Origin of the sequence: Colwellia psychrerythraea, assembly GCF_000764185.1 — a bacterium.
In the GTDB taxonomy this organism is placed as follows: Bacteria; Pseudomonadota; Gammaproteobacteria; order Enterobacterales; family Alteromonadaceae; genus Colwellia; species Colwellia psychrerythraea_B.
This window is the reverse complement of the sequence record NZ_JQEC01000044.1, coordinates 41,993-61,225: the sequence shown is the minus strand read 5'-3', so window position 1 is coordinate 61,225 and position 19,233 is coordinate 41,993. Positions and strand designations below refer to the sequence as shown.

General features: G+C 36.8%; 15 protein-coding genes. 12 read left to right on the top strand and 3 right to left on the bottom strand.

Translation table 11 applies throughout. The annotated features are described in order from the left end of the window. The first annotated feature begins 65 nt into the window (after positions 1-65). From GAB14E_RS07385 to GAB14E_RS07395, 3 genes are all read left to right on the top strand, one after another. Positions 66-620, top strand: coding sequence for a hypothetical protein (locus GAB14E_RS07385; protein ID WP_033083216.1), 555 nt, complete (start codon positions 66-68; stop codon positions 618-620). A 166-nt stretch (positions 621-786) separates the two neighbouring features. Then, entirely contained in the window at positions 787-1,044 is a 258-nt protein-coding gene (locus GAB14E_RS07390) for a type II toxin-antitoxin system Phd/YefM family antitoxin (RefSeq protein ID WP_033083215.1), read from the top strand. After that, on the top strand, positions 1,032-1,331 hold the full coding sequence (locus GAB14E_RS07395; RefSeq protein WP_033083214.1) for a type II toxin-antitoxin system RelE/ParE family toxin: 300 nt from the start codon (positions 1,032-1,034) through the stop codon (positions 1,329-1,331). Before GAB14E_RS07390 ends, GAB14E_RS07395 begins: the two co-directional genes overlap by 13 nt. A gap of 842 nt (positions 1,332-2,173) precedes the next feature. Here GAB14E_RS07395 and GAB14E_RS07400 read toward each other — a convergent pair. Next, a complete protein-coding gene (locus GAB14E_RS07400) occupies positions 2,174-4,018 on the bottom strand; it encodes a winged helix-turn-helix domain-containing protein (protein WP_033083213.1) in 1,845 nt (614 codons plus the stop codon). A 534-nt stretch (positions 4,019-4,552) separates the two neighbouring features. On the opposite strand from GAB14E_RS07400, the gene GAB14E_RS07405 reads away from it, so the two are divergent. From GAB14E_RS07405 to GAB14E_RS07445, 9 genes are all read left to right on the top strand, one after another. Beyond that, positions 4,553-5,944, top strand: a complete 1,392-nt coding sequence (locus GAB14E_RS07405) for an IgA Peptidase M64 (protein ID WP_033083212.1) — start codon at positions 4,553-4,555, stop codon at positions 5,942-5,944. Between the two features lie 461 nt (positions 5,945-6,405). Further along, positions 6,406-7,104 carry a HupE/UreJ family protein gene (locus GAB14E_RS07410; RefSeq protein ID WP_033083211.1) on the top strand — a complete coding sequence of 233 codons (699 nt, stop codon included), beginning with the start codon at positions 6,406-6,408 and terminating at the stop codon, positions 7,102-7,104. Between the two features lie 78 nt (positions 7,105-7,182). Then, a complete protein-coding gene (locus GAB14E_RS07415) occupies positions 7,183-7,722 on the top strand; it encodes a hypothetical protein (protein ID WP_033083210.1) in 540 nt (179 codons plus the stop codon). 206 nt (positions 7,723-7,928) lie between these two features. Then, positions 7,929-10,916 carry a PEP-utilizing enzyme gene (locus GAB14E_RS07420; RefSeq protein ID WP_231562078.1) on the top strand — a complete coding sequence of 996 codons (2,988 nt, stop codon included), beginning with the start codon at positions 7,929-7,931 and terminating at the stop codon, positions 10,914-10,916. Beyond that, positions 10,913-11,542: a type 1 glutamine amidotransferase gene (locus GAB14E_RS07425; RefSeq protein WP_033083209.1), complete on the top strand. Its 630-nt coding sequence runs from the start codon at positions 10,913-10,915 to the stop codon at positions 11,540-11,542. The genes GAB14E_RS07420 and GAB14E_RS07425 overlap by 4 nt, the downstream gene beginning before the upstream one ends. After that, positions 11,539-12,315, top strand: a complete 777-nt coding sequence (locus GAB14E_RS07430; RefSeq protein ID WP_033083208.1) for a phosphocholine cytidylyltransferase family protein — start codon at positions 11,539-11,541, stop codon at positions 12,313-12,315. The genes GAB14E_RS07425 and GAB14E_RS07430 overlap by 4 nt, the downstream gene beginning before the upstream one ends. A 78-nt stretch (positions 12,316-12,393) precedes the next feature. After that, complete coding sequence (locus GAB14E_RS07435) at positions 12,394-13,665, top strand: hypothetical protein (protein WP_033083207.1); 1,272 nt, start codon at positions 12,394-12,396, stop codon at positions 13,663-13,665. A 3-nt stretch (positions 13,666-13,668) separates the two neighbouring features. Further along, the gene (locus GAB14E_RS07440) at positions 13,669-16,083 is read left to right on the top strand and encodes a YidC/Oxa1 family membrane protein insertase (protein ID WP_033083206.1); all 2,415 of its coding nucleotides are present in this window, start codon (positions 13,669-13,671) and stop codon (positions 16,081-16,083) included. Between the two features lie 285 nt (positions 16,084-16,368). Further along, the gene (locus GAB14E_RS07445) at positions 16,369-17,679 is read left to right on the top strand and encodes a dipeptidase (protein WP_033083205.1); all 1,311 of its coding nucleotides are present in this window, start codon (positions 16,369-16,371) and stop codon (positions 17,677-17,679) included. Between the two features lie 105 nt (positions 17,680-17,784). On the opposite strand, the gene GAB14E_RS07450 is transcribed toward GAB14E_RS07445, so the two are convergent. Together GAB14E_RS07450 and GAB14E_RS07455 are read right to left on the bottom strand one after the other, a co-directional pair. Then, a complete protein-coding gene (locus tag GAB14E_RS07450; RefSeq protein ID WP_033083204.1) occupies positions 17,785-18,168 on the bottom strand; it encodes a response regulator in 384 nt (127 codons plus the stop codon). Between the two features lie 425 nt (positions 18,169-18,593). Next, entirely contained in the window at positions 18,594-19,175 is a 582-nt protein-coding gene (locus tag GAB14E_RS07455) for a hypothetical protein (protein WP_052093842.1), read from the bottom strand. Positions 19,176-19,233 lie beyond the last annotated feature (58 nt).

Sequence of the window (19,233 nt, the reverse complement as noted above, 5' to 3'; positions counted from 1 at the left end):
ATTTCACGGCAGTATTGGTGAAAACTAATTGTTTAAGTGTTTAATCAGGAAGTCATATTTAAGTAATGAAGTATTTTAAAACACCCGAGTTTCTTTTCGAAGTACTTGGGGAGAAACAATCAGTATTAGAAGTTTCTTGCACAGTTATTTTTGCTCTACTTGGTAGCTGGATTATTTATTCCGTCGCAGGTATTGAATTGGGAGGCTGGCAAACAGTTGTAGCTTTTATACTAATAGTTGATGTACTAGCAGGGTGTATTGCAAATTTCAGTTTCGGCACCAATGAATTTTACTCAAAAAGGCCTAAAAATCGCCTTATATTTATTTCCATTCATATTCATATCTTGGTTATCGCTTGGTTACTCTCTGAGCCAATGGGTGCTGCTTTGATTGTTTGGGGGTTCACTATTGCTTCAGCATTCTTAGTTAATGCCTTGAAAGGAAAATCCATTCAGGGTTTTATTGCTGCAAACTTAATGTGTTACGGTATATTGTTATTAATTTATTTGTCTCTTCCCGTATGGTTTTTGATGGTTAGTATGTTCTTTATGATTAAAGTCCTGTTTAGTTTTGCAGTTGACCATTTTGATAAACAAACTAAAGTGGCAAGTGAAACTTAGTTTCAAGTTCGAAGTGCGACAATGATAACAGTTGGTTTATGCTCCTTCGTCGCTTAATTTAACCAACTATTATTTGCCTCTTAGTGAGGCGATAGCCGTATAGTTGTACCCTCGAGTCTATGTGATACTATAGTGATACATTATTTAATTCTAAATAGGTTTTATCATGAGAGTTGAACTCGTAACAACACTTAAACGTCAAGCGACTAAAATTTTGGCTGAACTCCATATTTCCAAAGAACCAGTGTTAATTACTGAACATGGGCAACCATCTGCTTATTTAGTTGATGTTGATGATTATGAGTTTATGCAACAGCGAATGGCTATTCTTGAAGGTGTGGCACGCGGTGAGCAAGCAATTAAAAATGGTAATACATTTTCAAATCAAGATGCAAAAGAGAAAATGAGCAAATGGCTGAAGTAATATGGACATCACCAGCTCTTGATGATTTAAATGATATAGCTGAATACATTGCTTTAAGTAATATTTCAGCGGCTAAAAAATTAGTTCAAAAAATATTCGATAAAATATCAAGGTTAGAAAGTCATCCTGAATCTGGCAAAAGGCCACAGGAGTTAGTTAACTTAAATTATCGCGAAGTTAATGTTAATCCCTGCCGTATTTTCTATAAAGTTGATAGTGACAAAGTTTATATTTTGCATGTCATGCGGCAAGAACGAGATCTACGTAGATTTCTTCTGCAGAGCTAAATACGGCTACAAGTCATTCAAGCAGGAAAATTTACAGTGGGCTGTCTTCACTGCGTTCAACAATTTTAGCCAACTATAAATTTCCTCTTAATGAGGCGTTATCGATACAAAATTTAATCCAATCTTCCCAATTAGCTGTAATAGCTAATGTCTGCTCTGTGGTATTAGTGAACATTGAATAAATGAAAGCATAGCAAAGTTAAATGATTTGTCGCGGTGGCGACGACAGCCAAAGGTGGCTAAACGCCGAGACCCCTTTGGAATTCCCCGGCGCTGCTACATCAAACGTTATCCTACATTCAGCATAATATCTTCGACGTAACAGCAATGAAGGCACATCCATGTGCCACATTGTTTTTTCCTTTATCCATGATGGCAATATGTGAATATTGTGCTTCACTCCGGCGTTTGAAAAAGCAGACTTGGTGCTTGTTGAGGCTTTGTCATCTCTAACTAGTCAAAAGTTCTTTACCCATTTTGATTTATGAACGGAGTTAAATACTCCAAATCCAATCTCAGTGAATATATCTCACTTTTGCAAAGTGTCAGTCAAGCTGATCCATGACGTTGCATGGATGTAACTTGTTAGACAATGCAGGAGCATATTGTCCTGATGGCGAGGACTGCCGCTTTTCATGGACGAATATCGGCAGGTATTCTCTCTAAACACAAAATTGATGATTTATGCTTTCACTGAGTAGGGCGTCGCAAGGGTTCCAAGGGAAGGCGCGGCGGTACGTCGCCCCTTGGGTGTTGTCGTCACCGCGACGCTAAGCAGGATAAATAAACGTCAAGCCTAGTGATGTGGCAGATCAAGATTGAGTTTTTAAAGGTAGGGCAAGTTAAAAGTTCAGTGCCAGCAACTTTTCTTTATTATTGCGTCGCCAATTGTTGTCGGCATTGTCATTAATATACTGAGAGTAAAAATCGTAATTAACTTGTGCGTTAGGTTCACTACATAATAACAAGGCAATATCTAAACTCAGTCGTGTTTCGCCAGCAAGACGAGCTTGTTCAAAGCTACGCTGAGCATGGAGGTTGAATTGTTCACTATCTAAGTTAGCTTGAGCTAATAATGCATGTAAATAGGAGTTATGTGCATTGTTTGTCTTTATATTATCCAGTAATGCTTTAGCCTCACTTAGTCTATTTTGTTTGAGAAAATGGCGCATGAGTGCTTTTCGGCTGGATTGTGCGACCCAATGGTCTGGGGTTAATTTGGTATATTCAAGTACTTGCTCCCAATGAGGCTCTTTATCCGAAGTTGTTTTAGCAAAAAAAGCATAATGAAAGGGGATTTTGGCAAAGTGATAAATTGGCAGCTGATAGCTTTTCATCTTATTTTCAGCTTGCTGTAAGTACAAGTATTTATCGTCTGCTTCACTATGTTTATAGGCTAGTATTGATAGGTAGGTAAGGGCGTCTAGTTCGCGTGGGATATCCTTAGCCTGGAGCGATAAACTTACTGACTTTAGTAAACTTTTTTTAATTGCAGGGTAATCATCTTCTTGATGATCTAACCATGAATGGGCATACCAAGCATCGGCTTGGCGTTTTAAGTCGTCAATTTGTTCAAAGTAACTTATAGCGGTGGTGAGCTTGTGAGAACTTAGTTCATAGAGTTCTTTTCGAGTGAGCACTTTACTTTGAAAAAGCAAAGCGTTACCTAAGTGTTGCCAATTTTCTATTTCTTCAGAAATATTTGCTAATTTGTCTGCCATGACCATGGCTTTTTCCAATTCATTCATCATGATATAAACATCGATTAATGCACCCAAAATGATGAGGTCATTAGGTGATTGCTGATGGGCAATAGATAAGTTAGCTTGTTTAAGCTCGGGAGGTTGTGCCGTATTAAGCAAGTCATAAATAACTTGTTGTTGTAAATGTTGCTGAAGTTGCTGAATAACATCGGTGGTTGAATCACCCGATAATTGTCCTTGCCAATCGCCAGATGGTCCTTTAACAAGAAAGTCGATATAGCTGTGTTGATTGTGACTGCGTATTTGTGCGGTTAATATCAACGGATGTGTTTGTGCTAACTCTGGATAGGTTAACTCCAGGTTATTGTGAAACTCATCGGTGGTAATATTGCTTAAGACAGTGAAATCAAATTGTTCATTATCTGCAATAGAGAAGTCTTGGTCATCTTGGGCATGCGAAATTGGAATGTAAGCTATTTTCTTCAATACTGCTTTGTTTGCTGGAGTGGTTTTATTGGTGAAATTGAAAGAAACAATGATAATTATCACCATGCTGATTAGCAGTGCATATGGCCAATAATCTTTGGTTGTTCTCTGTTTTTTACTAGGGGAAATGGTAGGTAAGTTATTTGCTGATGTAGCCATAGCAATAGCTGATGATTGTTGTTCAGTGGACTTAATCTCGGTTGATGCAGAGTTAGCCGCTAGTTGCCATTGATAGCCACGTTTTGGAAATGTTTTAATGGCGTCATTACCAAATAAGTTTCTTAAATGGCTAATGTTTTGAAATACTGCTTGCTCAGAAACCACTTTATCTTGCCAGACTAAGGACAGTATTTCTTCTTTACTAAATACCTTATCTGCTTGTTCAAGCAGCAGCGCTAGCACTTTAGCCTCGTTATGACGAATGGCCAATGACTGCCCGCTCTGTCTTAAGACTAAACTTTCACTGTCAAATTCAAAATCTTTAAAACTATAGCGCATCGGATTAATAAGTTGCCTGAAGAATGGATTCGACATCATCTTAACTGATTCGTCATTAAAGCGGCATAGCTAACTGTTTAATTTTATTTCTAGTTAACCCTTATAGGCAAGCGATCCTGAAACGAGTATCTTTGAGTTACTGTCAAAATGAAGTTTACCTTTAATGACCACAGCATGTTAATTGGTATCATTTATTCGTAAACTTATAATCATTACAGTAATTTTTCAGCAATAACTCTGCTATTGATAGTGCATTATTATCTGCTATTGAAACCCCCTATTGAGCAAGTCATTATTCATAAAGTGACCTTGTTGAGCGAAGCCGATGCTAAAAGCTTACTAGCCCACACAAAGCAATAATGGCAAAGTAAGAGTGAATAAATGGGTCAAATATACTGGAAGTAATGTGTATCTGCTATTAACTAATAACTTATTGATCTTAATGTAAATTAACTTATTAAAAGTACTATGTTTCTGGGCGATAAATATACTGCTAGCATATTTTTATCATTGCAAAAACTAACAAGGTGGCTCATGAAGACCATAATTTTATTGTTGTCGTTAATAACTTGCCAGTGTTTTGCCACTGGCACCATGCGTTTAGATTATTATCATACAGGGGGTTTAGGGCAGGAGTTGTTTGCGGTAGACGAAATAGTGATTGAACCTCTGCCTTGGCCAGGCAACCCTAATCAACCTATTGACACTACTTTACGTGGTAAATATGTTTTTGAAGTAGTTGATATAGCAACTAAAAAACTCATTTATTCACGCAGTTTTAGTAACATTTATCAGGAATGGATTACTACCAAAGAAGCAAGTAAACAATATAAAACTTTTAGCGAATCGCTACGCTTTCCTGAACCTAAACATCCAGTAGAAATCACCTTAAAAGTACGAAAAGATGAGCAACAACTTGAGTTTAAAGAGTTGTGGCGTACACAAGTTGACCCAAGCAGTATGTTTATTAAACGAGCCAAAAAGGCTGAGCAGTATGGCATCATTCCATTGATGGATAATGGTGACCCAAGTAAAAAGGTGGATCTATTATTATTAGGCGATGGTTATACCCAAGCAGAAAAAGGCAAGTTTATCGCTGATGCTCAACGCATGTTAAAAGTAATGTTTGCTACTTCACCTTATAAAGAGCGTAAAAATGATTTTAATGTTTGGGGCTTAATGCCCCCAGCACTAGAGTCTGGGGTAAACCGTCCTTCAACAGGAAAGTATCGTAATAATCCTGTTGGCTCAAGTTACGATACTTTTGGCAGTGAGCGCTATGCGTTAATTTTTGATAATAAAACTTTTCGAAAAATTGCCGCGGAGGCCCCTTACGAATTTGTTGAAGTATTAATGAATAATAACACCTACGGTGGTGGCGGTATTTATGGTTTACATGCTACTACATCAGTTGATAGCGGCTCTGCTGAATATATTTTTATTCATGAGTTTGGTCACCACTTTGCGGGTTTAGCTGATGCCTACTATAGCTCACCAGTCGCTTATAACACCTCATCATCAGTGCGACCTGAACCCTTTGAACCTAATGTTACCGCTAATACTGACCGAAACACTTTAAAATGGAAGCATTTAATTAAAGATAGTACTCCTGTTCCTACTGCTTGGCAGCAAGATAAATACGATGCTTATGTTCGAGTTCATGAACAAGAACGTAGCGATATTCGTGCTAAAAAATCACCAGAAACGGTAATGGATGCCTTATTTCAAGAGCGCTTAAATTGGGAAGCCATTTTGTTTGATAAAAATAAATACAAAAATGACATCGGTTTATTCGAAGGTGCTAATTACCAAGCCAAAGGTTATTACCGATCTCAACAAAATTGCTTAATGTTTACTCGTAGCATGGGGTTTTGTGAGGTGTGTAACCATGCAGTACAAGATGTGATTGACCAGTACAGTAAATAAGTTACAACTAACCACTCGCTCTCGTAGTTATTGGAAGCTTATCGGGTCATCGATAATAACGTTGATAAATTCAAGGGTTAGAGGTAACTTATTTACGTCATAATTGCCAAAACAACGGCTGAAAAAAAATCTCGAAAGATCAACAGCCCCTAATATTTTGCAACACTGCTTTCTAAGAAACTACTTTATTTTGCTAAACTAGCGATAAAATCTCCTCTTTACTCAGCAACGTATTCGCTTGTTTGAGCAATAGTCTTAGCACTTTGGCTTTGTTGTGCCGAATGGCCAATGGCTGTCTATTTAATTTTATTGCCAGTAGGTCTTGTAAAATAATATGGTAATAACTTGTCAGTAGTAATATAACTGGCATTATGTCATCAACCTTTTATCTGGTTTGTATTGTCGCCGAGATAAAACTCTTATTATGTATTTAAAGCAGGCTGAAGTCAGCGGAGTCATTAATGTTTTCTAGTAGTAATCGCTTAACCGTAATTGTTATGGTTTTGTGCCTGGTGGGTTTGAGTGCTTTTGATGCTGTAGCTCACGGTGTTGATGAAAGTACTCGTTTGTTTTTGTTAAACAATACCGGCGTACAGTTTTTCGCCTTTATGTATATTGGCGCGAAACATATGGTGACTGGTTACGACCATTTACTGTTTTTAGCGGGCGTTATTTTCTTTTTATATAAGAGCAAAGACATTCTACTGTATGTCAGTATGTTTACTTTGGGTCACAGTCTAACTTTATTGTTTGGTGTGTTGTCTGACATACAAGTGAATGCCTATATTATTGATGCTATTATCGGATTTTCTGTTGTTTACAAGGGGTTTGATAACTTAGGCGGTTTTCAACGTACTTTAGGTTTTAGCCCAAATGCTAAAGTGGCTGTATTGGTTTTTGGCTTATTTCATGGTTTTGGTTTAGCAACAAAATTACAAGAATTTCAGCTACCGCAAGATGGCTTGTTGGCTAATTTGATTGCTTTTAATTTAGGGGTGGAACTAGGACAGTTTGCCGCATTAACAATTATATTACTGGTTATTAGCTTTTGGCGAAAACATTCTTCTTTTCAGCAGTTTTCAACTGCGAGCAATACTTTACTAATGAGCGCCGGTTTTATGTTGATAGGCTTTCAATTAACAGGTTATTTTACTAGTTAACTTAGTTCATGGTCAGATAAATTAAATCACTCAATTTTAAAGTTTAATCATTGAGAAATAAAAACAAGAGAAATAAACATGCAACATACGTTATCAAATAAAGCTTTACTCAAATCAACCATCATCGCTTTAGTTATTGCCGCTTTAGTTTTGATTAGCTTTATATTACCGGCAGAATATAATATTGACCCAACAGGTGTAGGTGCTAAGTTGGGTTTAACTGCTTTAGCAAATCCGTCAGCTACTGCGACAGCTCCGGCTAAAAATAGCGCTGAACTTATAACAACTGACAAACAAGCAACCGATATTATTGAGGTTGTTGTGCCTGCAAAACGTGGTGTTGAATATAAGTTTGCCATGAAAAAATTTAAGAAGATGGAATACCAATGGCAAACTGATGGTACTGAACTTTTCTTTGATTTACATGGCGAACCTGAAGGTGATACCACGGGTTATTATGAAAGTTATGCTATTGCCACATTAGACGGTATGAAGGGCAGTTTTACTAGTCCTTTTGCTGGCGTGCATGGTTGGTATTGGAAAAATACTTCTGACAAGCCGGTAACGGTGAAACTTACCGTCAATGGCGAATATACGATTGTTGGCCTAAAAAAGTAAACGTTTTCCGAATACACCTGGGAAGTAACGAATATTTATAATCCTTTTAATAACTTATCAATTAAAAAACAAAGCCAAGGTACATTTAATTAATACCCCATAAATTAAATTTATTACTATTTTATGCAAGAAGCGCTTGCGGCACTTTGACGCAAGTTGACTATACTCAGTTAACCGTCAGATGCTGAAATTGGCAGTGCTCAAGTATGAAAAAGAATGAAATTGAAGTTTATTTGTTAGGAGCTGGGCGACCAGCCCAAGGCTATAAGCCGACAGCGCTTAAGTCAATTGCATTAAATACTAGAGCCATGGATTGGCAACTACATAGCTTTGAATCAGTAACCTCAGTTGAAAATATTACCTTTTTGGGTGGTTATGGTATCGATAAGGTTATTGAAAAGTATACTTTTCTTAAGTACCAAGTAATCCCTAACTGGCAACAGGGTAGCGTATTGCACACATTCTTAAGTGCACAATTTACCGGCAGAGAGCTGTTGGCTAGCTATTCTGATACCGTATTTCATCAAGAAAGTATTACCGAGTTACTAAAACTTGATGCTGACATTGTTTTTGCTATTGATACTTGCTGGAAAAATCGTTTTGAATCTCGCTCTGAAACAGATATTAAAATAGCAGAAACCATGATTGTTGATGAACAACAGGTGGAGTTTACCGGGCTGATTTATTTTTCAGCGGCAGTTGTCAAGGTTTTGTCTACTCTTTCATCCGCTGAAGTTGGTCGTAGTTTCATTGATTTAATTAACTACTTATCAAAGCAAGGTTATACCGTTGCATCTTATGATGTTACTGGTCATTGGGCCGAATTTAATTCCTTTCAAGATATTGCCCATTTTATGTTGGGGACAAAATCCGAAACATTAGCTCGGTTAGCACCCTTATTAAAACATAGCACCATTGGTACTCAGGTCAGTTTTACGTCATTAGCTTGGCAACAAGACTACCAAAAAATTCTGAGGAAGATTAAAGCCAGATTTACAGACTGCCGGTTAGTGATACGTAGTAGCTCTATAGATGAAGATAATTGGTATAGTTCAAATGCCGGTGGTTTCACCAGTATTTTAGATGTTGATGGTAATGATGAAAATAAAGTTTCAAAAGCTGTTGATGATGTCATCACTTCTTTTGGTCAAAAACAAACAGGTGAAGATCAAATACTTGTTCAGGAGCTTCTTAGTGAAGTACAAGCAGCTGGTGTGGTTTTTACTTGTGATCTAGAGTCTGGCGCGCCTTATTACCGCTTTAATTTTGATGATAAAACGCAATCAACAGAGTCGGTTACTGCAGGAACTCATAGTGACTTACGGACAGTATTGTTAAATCGTTCCTCGCCTGAAAAAATTATCAATATTGCCCCCGAATTAGAGCCAGTATTAGTTGCCATACAAGAACTTGAGCAATTATTAGGTTTTGATAAATTAGATATTGAATTTGCTATAGCAAAAACTGGCCAAGTGCATATTTTTCAAGTACGACCAATTACCATTAATCATGATGATATAGGTGTTGATGAAGAATTAGTCGCAGCTCAGTTAAATAACGCCGCTTTGCAGTTTATTAAGCAGCAAAAGCCATCGCCATTTGTCTATGGTAATAAAACTATACTTGCCAATATGCCGGATTGGAATCCGGCAGAAATTATTGGGACTCGGCCTAAGCCGTTGGCGTTTAGCTTGTACAGACATCTGATCACTAATGATATCTGGGCACAACAAAGAGCTGAGTTTGGTTATCGAGATGTTAATCCAGCACCCTTATTAGTTGCACTATGCGGGCAACCGTATATTGATTGTCGCGCTAGCATTAACTCCTTTATTCCTGCGGCTGTTTCAGAGGCCACTGCACAAAGGCTAGCTAACGCCTATCTCGCTATTTTAGCTGATAATCCCAACTTCCATGACAAAATTGAGTTCGATGTGCTTTTTACTACTTGGACACCTGATTTTAATAAAAAAGCACAAATAAGATTATTGTCTTATGGTGTGTCACAACAGGATATTAATAGCTTAGGCGTGGCATTAAAAAAAATCACTTACCAAGCATTAACTCGTTTGACTGATGATACTGCTTCGATTGCACTCCTAAATAAGAGGCGGGAGTTAATTGAAACTTCTGAGTTAACAGTTATTGATAAAATCTATAGTTTACTTGAGGACTGCAAACGCTTCGGCACTTTAGCTTTCTCTCATGCCGCTAGAGCAAACTTTGTTGCTATGTCTTTATTAAAAGGCTTTGTTGATAGTGGGCTATTAACTGACTTACGTCGAGAGCAGTTTTTAAAGAGTTTTACTACTGTGGCCGGTAATTTTTCTCGAGATAAGTCTAGTTATGCAAAGGGGAAGTTTTCTTTACAAGAATTGATTAGTAAATATGGTCATTTACGTCCAGGCACTTATGATGTTACGACTCAAGCATATTGGGAAGATCCAGCGCGTTATTTGAATTCGGTAAATGATTCTATCTGCCATCAATTACAAGCGTTTGAATTTTCTGATGATGAAATATCTAGCTTTACTAAAGTATTAGCTGAACTAGGTCCTAACTTATCTGCTCAACAGTTAGTTAATTATCTGGTGGAATCTACTCAGGCGCGGGAATTTGTTAAATTTGAATTTACCCGAAACTTAAGCCGCGCGCTGGATTATTGTTTACATTTTGGCCATGAAGAGGGATTAAGCAGAGATGAACTGGCATTTTTAACTTTTAATGACATAAAGCAAGTCAAATTGAATGTTATTGGCTTGGCCGATATTAAATCATTAATAAAAATGCGCAAGCAGTCACACAGCATTACTTGTGCTATAGAGTTACCCTCCTTTATACAAAAAGACATCGATATATTTTGTTTTGAACGTTTTGCGTCACAACCTAATTTTGTTACTGCCAGTCGAGTTGAAGGACATACTCAACGTTTAAATAAGCATCAAAATATTAAACTAAAAGATAAAATAGTACTTATTCCTCAAGCTGATCCTGGCTTTGATTGGTTATTTAGTCATGGTATTGCGGGCTTAATTACCCAGTATGGTGGCGCTAATTCTCATATGGCAATTCGAGCGGCTGAAATTGGTTTACCTGCAGCAATTGGTGTCGGGGAGAAGCTTTATGAAGAAATTGCTGTTATGCAACAGGTTGAGCTGGATTGTGGTAATCAAATTATCAGGTGCATAGTGTGAAACGAATTGGCATAACTCAAAGAGTTGAATGGGTTAAGTCCTATGGTGAGCGACGGGATTGTTTAGATCAGCAGTGGTCTAATTTTGTAATTAAACTTGGCGGATTTCCTTTACCGCTTGCAAACTTACCGGCTGAAAAAGTTGAGCAGCTACTGACTGTTATGCAGCTCGATGGCATTATTTTAACGGGTGGTAACTCTCTTACTTGCTTAAACCCACAAGCGGGTGATACTGCGCCAGAACGTGATAACTTTGAACGAACATTAATTAATTTAGCACTGAAAAAAAATATACCTATTGTTGGTGTTTGCCGTGGCATGCAATTAATTAACTTAGTCATGGCGGGCTCATTAATCAAAATATCTGGTCATGTTGCGATAAAACATACCATTGAAGCTTGTTCTACAGAATTCGAATTACCCAAAGTAGTAAATAGTTTTCATCATTATGGAATTTCCTGTACGGGCTTAGCTGAGTCTTTATTACCACTTGCTTGTGATGAGGTAGGGAATATAGAAGCTTTTTTTAGCACTAGAAATAATATTTTGGGCATCATGTGGCATCCAGAACGCGAAGCCGAATTTAGTCAGTTTGATATGCAATTATTTAAGAGGTTTTTGTTATGACTCGAGCATTAATTTTAGCTGCAGGTGAAGGTACAAGGTTAAGACCATTAACCAATGATAAACCCAAGTGCATGGTGTTATTGCAAGGAAGGTCATTAATCGAACGTCAAATAGACTGCTTAAAACGCCAAGGCATTACAGATATTCATATTGCCACGGGTTATCAAGCTGAGCAAATAGTAGCGCTAGGTTATCCAACATCATTTAATGCCAGTTATAAACAATCCAATATGGTCAGTACCCTATTTTGTGCCTTGGATTTTATTCAACAAGAGGGCGACTTAATCATTGCCTATGGCGATATTGTTTATAACGATAATAATTTAACCGCCGTGTTAGCTTGTGATGATGATATTACTTTAATGATAGACAAAGAGTGGCTTGCGCTTTGGTCTCTACGATTAGAAAATCCGTTGGCCGATGCCGAAACTCTCATCATAAATGATGCAGGATATGTGACTGAATTAGGTAAAAAACCTGATAGCTATGAAAATATTCAGGGGCAATATACCGGCTTGATTAAAGTTAAGGCTGAAAAAGTAGCTGAATTAATCCATTTCTATCATCAGCTAGATCGCCAAGCCAGTTTTGATGGTCAAAATTTTGCTAATATGTATATGACCAGTTATCTACAAGCTTTAATTGATGCAGGTTGGCAAGTTAGAGCCGCCTTAGTAAATAATGGCTGGCTTGAAATAGATTCGGTCAATGATCTTGAGCAATACGAGTTATTAGCGCAACAAGGAAAATTGAGTGAGTTTTATCAACTTTAAATGACTATTATATTTTTTTGTTGATCTGCTATTTATGATGCATTAAACATGCAACAGCTATCAAGCTAAGGAGTAACTATGAAGCTCTTAACTCAGGTTTTGCTTGTTATAACTTTCCTATATAGTGAAGTTGCTTTTGCATATTTAGATCCCGGCTCTGGCAGTGCCATTATTAGCGTTATTATTGCAACAATTGGTTCGTTATGGTATTTCCTTAAATCACTTTTATATCGTGTCTCGGGTAAAAATATTGAGCATGCTTCTTTAGTATCCCAAGATAATAGTTTGCTCATTTTCAGTGAAGGAAAAGCCTACTGGGGAACATTTGGTCCGTTGGTGGCAGAGCTAATTAAAGAAAAAATTCCCTTTCGTTATCGAACTTTAGATCTACACGACCCTGCTCTTACCATTGAAAGTAAGTATATGCAGTCAAAACGGTTATCGCTAAACCCTATTCATTTAGCGGAATTTAGTAAAATTAATGCTCCTGTGATGATTGCCACCTCGCCAAATATTGGTACTCAGGGCTACCCGATAATGAAGCCAGCAGGGGTAGCGAATTTGATGCATGTATTTCATCACATTGGTGATATCTCAATCTATAAACGAAACTCACTAGACCACTATGATAGTGTGATATTAGCCGGTGACTTCCAAAAAAAATCAATTCGTGTTTTGGAAAACTTACGTAATCTTAAGAAAAAGCGATTAATCACTTTAGGTTTATTATATTTAGATGAACTTTATCAAAACCGATTGTTAGTTAGCGCTAATGATAGAGAGAAAGAAACGATCTTGATAGGCTCTTCATGGGGACCAAAAGGTTGCTTGCAAACTTATGGTACAGCTTTTATTACGGCTCTTGTTGCTGCTGGTTTTAAGGTGATTATTCGTCCTCATCCGCAATCGGCAATTACAGAGCCTGAATTTATTGAAAAATGTAAACGAGCCACGATTAGCACATTGGTAACTTGGGATGAAAGTGTATCTCCAACAAGGGCTATGAGTGAGGCGAAATTGCTAATATCTGATACTTCCTCATTACGTTTTGATTATGCATTTTTATATGAAAAACCAATTATTACATTAGCAATACCTAAAGCTAACCTTGCAGAATTTGAAGCCGTTGACTTAGATTACTGCTGGCATGAATCAGCGGCGGCTGAAATTGGTGTAACTGTAGATAGTGATTCTTTGCATAATATTGTTGATATCGTTAATAGGGTGATTAAAACCCATGCTTCAGCAGAGTTACAGTCTTTTAAGCGGGAAACAATAGTGAACTTTGGCAATTGCGCGCCTAAGGTTGTTAGTTATATCAAGAAATTAAATGTTAACCGAGAGAGGTGACCTATGGTTGTCGAAGCAATAACCTCGGTGATCTCAGTTTATTCAAATTTTTTTACAAGTTTGGCGATAGTTTTAGGCAGCTATGGTTTGGCGACTATATTATTGTCAATGTTAGTCAGTTTTTTGATGACTTACCCTCTTAGATGGGCTAATAAAATAGCGCTTAGGGAGCAGGAATTTCAGTCAGTAATTGCTCCACAAATAACAAAAATACAAAAAGAAAGTCAGGGAGCAGAGCAACACCAGAGAATAAGTGCACTCTATGCTCGTTATTCTTATCATCCCATTTTTGCTACTCGATTAATAATAGGCGTTGTAATTCAACTGCCAGTGCTGGTCTTGACCTTTTTTATGTTTGCCCACCTTGAAGCACTAAATGGTCAGTCTTTTTTATTCCTCAAGGATCTTTCTCAAGCAGATAACTTACTTTTTGGTGACGGGAATTTATTACCCTTTGTTATGACTGCAGTGAACCTGGTAGCTGCATTATTTATCCCTAATTTTTCCCATAAAAATATGATGCAGGCTGTGTTGGTGAGCATATTATTTTTTATTTTACTTTACGATGCTAAATCAGTTTTATTATTATTTTGGACAATGAATAATATTATTTTATTGGGTCGGAACATTTTTGCTTACAAGCAGGCTAGGGTATCTGAACGCTTTAATTTCAGTCATAGTTTTTTCAAATTACAATTATTCATGCAACGCAAAGAAGTATTTATATCCTGTACTATATTCTTTTTCTATAGCTTGATAGCAAAGTCTGTTTTTATTAAGGGCTACAATTTATATCTGACCAATAATATTTTTAGGGTAAGTTTACTTATGTTATTAGGGTTAGTGCTATTCCATCTCATACAGTATTTCAGAGGTGTATGGTTAAGAGTCAACAAAATTAACCATAAAAAACTCGTGGTTTTTTTAGTTGTAAGTAAAGTTGATCTGTTATTAGTTCTGTTCCCTTTAGCACTTATTGTACAATATTCCTTGATCAATAAAGAGTTATTGACAGTAACGGAACAACTACAACTCATTGCACTAGCTAGTGTTTTTTTATTTATATTTATTGTGTTAATACCATTAGTACTCGAGAAAACCCTGAAAGCTAGAGGACTTATGCCACTTAATCTAGCTTTGGCCGTGCTATATATTTCCATGCCAACTATTGTCGTAATGTACACTTGGTCTGTTAAGCCTGATATCGCTTTGTTGGCAGCAAGTTTCCTAGTCCTATTTGGCTTTTTTTATTCTTTATATTTAAAAAAAAGAAAGCTATTGCAAGCTTTAGCTTTGGTGTTTTTTAGTCTGACCAGCCTGTATACGGGTTATCTTAATTATTTCTCTGACGATGCGAATATAAGTAATCCATATTTTGACAATTTAACGGCTCTAGACTTTTCAAATTTTATGCCAATCACAGCAATGAAAAAAAATCCTGATGTCTATTTGCTGACCTATGATGGTTATGTAGGGCAGAGCACTATGCAAAGATATGGTATTGATAACTCAACTCAAGAACAATTTTTGCTTAACACTGGCTTTAAAATTTACCCCAATACTTATTCAGTTGCTGCCACAAGTGCTACTTCGATGTCACGGGTATTGGAAATGTCTTATAAGCTTATTAAACCAGAATTTTCTTCAACTGCGGGTAATGCATTGGTGCCTGCTATTTTTAAAAAACATGGTTATAAAACTCATGGTGTACTTAGCCCTTACTTATTAAATAGCAGAGTGATTGGATATGACTATTCTCATCCTAAAATAGATAATGCAACTCTAGGTATGAGTTCTATTCTCGCAGGATTGTTTGAAGGTCAGTTTCGCTTTGATATCACTAATGATTTAGTTGATTACAATAGGGTTGATTGGCTTGAAAAAAAACGAGGGATATTTGCCGCGCAAACGGATTATCCAAAATTTATGTATAGCCATACTGGCCCCCACCACAGTCAAAATTCAGGGAAATGTTTACCAAATGAAACCGAATTATTTGCACAACGTTTATTAATCGCTAATGAGGAAATGGTAAACGATATAAAAACTATCTTATTAAGCAAACGAGATGCAATTATCATTATTAATGGCGACCACGGTCCCTACCTAACGGGTGATTGTTTATATTTAAAGAAGCTGCATTCGGATGATATTACACAATTTCACTTGCAAGATAGAGTTGGTACTTTTCTGGCTATTCGCTGGCCTGACAAGGGGTATCTAGGCATAGATAATATCAGAACATTGCAGGATACCTTCGAAGTTGTATTTAAATATTTATTTGAAACAGAGCAAGTTTTACATACGCGTATCCCTACTTCTACTTTAGAGATAGGCACAAGCTTTCCTAAAGGAATGGTAAAAGGAGGAGAAATTACTAATGGTGCTGATAAAGGAAAGATGTTGTATAACCAATAAGTAATGGTAAGACTTAGGGATAATAAGCCGATATTATTGCTTTTATCTAAGTGAGTTATTCAATCATTCTTTAGTTTGAGTGTAGTCAATATAGGAGGTTTTTATTATTGATGTCGCTGTTATCGATGAACTCAGTAATAGCTACCGACATTATTTTAAATGCTTCGGATAAATTTAACCATTCACCGTGTAGAACCTCTATTTTATCTCTATTTAGTGCTTATGCTTTGACATTCACCTTGAGCATTGGCAAAGTGATTTTTTAAATGCTAAAAGATAACAATAATGAATTCAATAAGCAGTAAGCGTATTAAGAATCACCCTTTTAAAATGTCGCCTATAGTGGCTGGTGTAATTTTATCATTAGGTGTGATCGTAAGTGGCTGCCAAGATCCCAAAGCAGTAACAGCAAAAAGTGTTACTGCAGCTGAATCGACCACCAATACAGAGCAAGTAGTGGCAGTAAATTATGCTGCATTAGCCCAAGAAATAGCTAAGAAATATATTATTACTGATGGCCATATTGATGTGCCGTATCGCTTAGAAGATGAATTTGAAAATGTAGCTGACCATACTGAACATGGCGACTTTGACTTCCCAAGAGCTGTGGCTGGCGGTTTAGATGCGCCATTTATGTCGATTTATATTCCAGCTAGACTTGAGAAAACCGGTGGTAGTAAAGCACTTGCCGATAAACTGATAACTTTAGTTGAGGACATAGTTAAAGCAGCGCCGGATAAGTTTGCTTTAGCTCATTCAACCTCTGATGTTAAAAACAACTTTGCTAAAGGCATAATTTCATTACCTATGGGTATGGAAAACGGCAGCCCAATTGAAGGTGATTTAGCGAACCTTAAGCATTTTTACGATCGCGGTATTCGTTATATAACGTTAACACACTCAAAAGCTAATCATATTTCAGACTCTTCTTATGATGAAGCACGTCCCGCTGGCGGCCTAACTGATTTTGGTAAAACCTTAGTAGCAGAAATGAATAATATTGGTGTGATGGTTGATGTTTCGCATATCTCAGATGATGCTTTTTATGATGTTATGGCGGTAACTAAGGTGCCGGTAATTGCATCACACTCATCAGCACGTCATTTTACTCCTGGTTTTGAACGCAACATGAGTGATGACATGATTAAGCTTTTAGCTAAAAATGGTGGTGTTATTCAAATCAACTTTGGTTCAAGCTTTATCTCTCAAAAAGCAATTGAATACGGTAAGTTACGTAAAAAAGCGATAAAAGCATTTGTCACTGCAAACAATCTTGAAAAGAACAGTGTTGAAATTCAAGTCTTTAAAGATGAATATAAAGTTAACAATCCTTATCCATATTCGACACTTGATGAGGTTATTGCTCATTTTGACCATGTGATTAAATTAGTCGGCATTGATTATGTTGGAATTGGCTCAGATTACGATGGTGTTGGTGATAGTTTGCCAACTAATCTAAAAGATGTGGCGTCGTACCCTAACTTAATTGAAGGGTTTTTAAAGCGCGGTTACAGCGAGCAAGATATAGCTAAAATACTTTCGGGTAATGTTATGCGTGTTTGGCAAGCTGCTGAGGTTTATGCTGCACAGCACTAAATTGTAATGAGCACTTATTGAAGCTCAGTTAATTGCTAAACCTTAAATAATTAAGCTTCGATAAGTTAACAAGTGCTTTTTGGCTATAGCTAGCAGTAATGCTAGCTATAGCGTCGTTATGATTTCTGTTACCAACTCTGAGAACTTTTCTGATAACTCACTTTTAAGAATTTTATGATCTGCGCCATATAATGTTGAGCAGTGCAATATAGTATCGGTGCAATTGTCATCAAATGAGCTGCCCGACATGGCAAGAATTGGAATGCTGGCCACTGATTTTATATACTCAATTAACTCAAAACCACTGACGTTAGGCATGTCTATATCAGTGATGACAAAGTCAGGTGAAATGTTAAGAAACTTCTCTTTTGCAAGACTAGGATCGAGGAAGGGTAACAGCTCAATATCATGTTTTACTTCAGTTCTAATTATACTTTCGATAACACTCAGAATAACGGGTGAGTCATCGACTAACATTACTTTAATCACATGCTTGCTCCTTATTTAATTGGCACTCCTAATACCTCAAAATAAAGCATATGAGGTATTATAAAACTAGGTTACTTTACCTAGTTGTGCAAATTTTTAGCAAGGTTTAAAGTACAATTGTAAGTTGATGTTTATAAAGGATTATACAGTTGTGCTAACTAAGTGATTTTTTCAATGCTCTAAAGTCCCAATGACATAGTTGCCTTCAATTATAATAGCCAATTACTACTCGATTGCCGATCGATTACTGCTCAATTATACGTTATCTCTTGAAGATTTATGTTCATTACTTATTTTAAAGTGAAAGCTGTAATCCTAACTAATTCAAAGACTATTCAATCATCACGAATTACCGTGATTGTGATGGTTTGAATAACTTTAGCTAAGCTGAAATTGGCTTTGTTAAGGTATTTTTAAGATTATGTCTAAGGTAATAATTCAATGGCACGTACTTGTAAAATAGCTTCGCCGCCGTCTTTATCTGTCATGCTAGGGGTTAAATAAATAGCATTAATATGTTCAGGTAATAAGCCATAATCTTTCGAACTAGCGGGTGTCCATTCAGGGCGATAGAAGTCTTTTAAGGCCACTTCCTTAGTAAGCCACTGCTTAGTCGCCGGTAATTTGATTTGGTAATGAGCATAACTTTGATCGCCATTTTTACCGTATTCTTGCTGTGATAACTTAATTATAAGCGGCATATCACATTGATACGTTAAGCGTATTTTCTGATTGCCCGCTAAAGAAGCAGTAGGTAATTTATGAATAAGTTCAATCCATGAATTACGTTTTACATCAACACGTGGTACACGTTTAAATTTAATCCAAATACCACCATGTCTAATGAGTTTTTCATTAATAATAGCTTCGCTGCCATAGGGATCAGTGTCATAAGTCCATTGATGTTTATCTAGAGGTGCGAACTGTGTCTCTGCTTTGCTTGGTATTGAAATTAATAGCAGCAAGCTAGCTATACTAGCTAGTAATATTAACTTTAAAAAAGTCATTGATATCCTTAATAATTGCCAGGCGTCAGGTGAAAATTTATGGCACTAATAAGCGCTC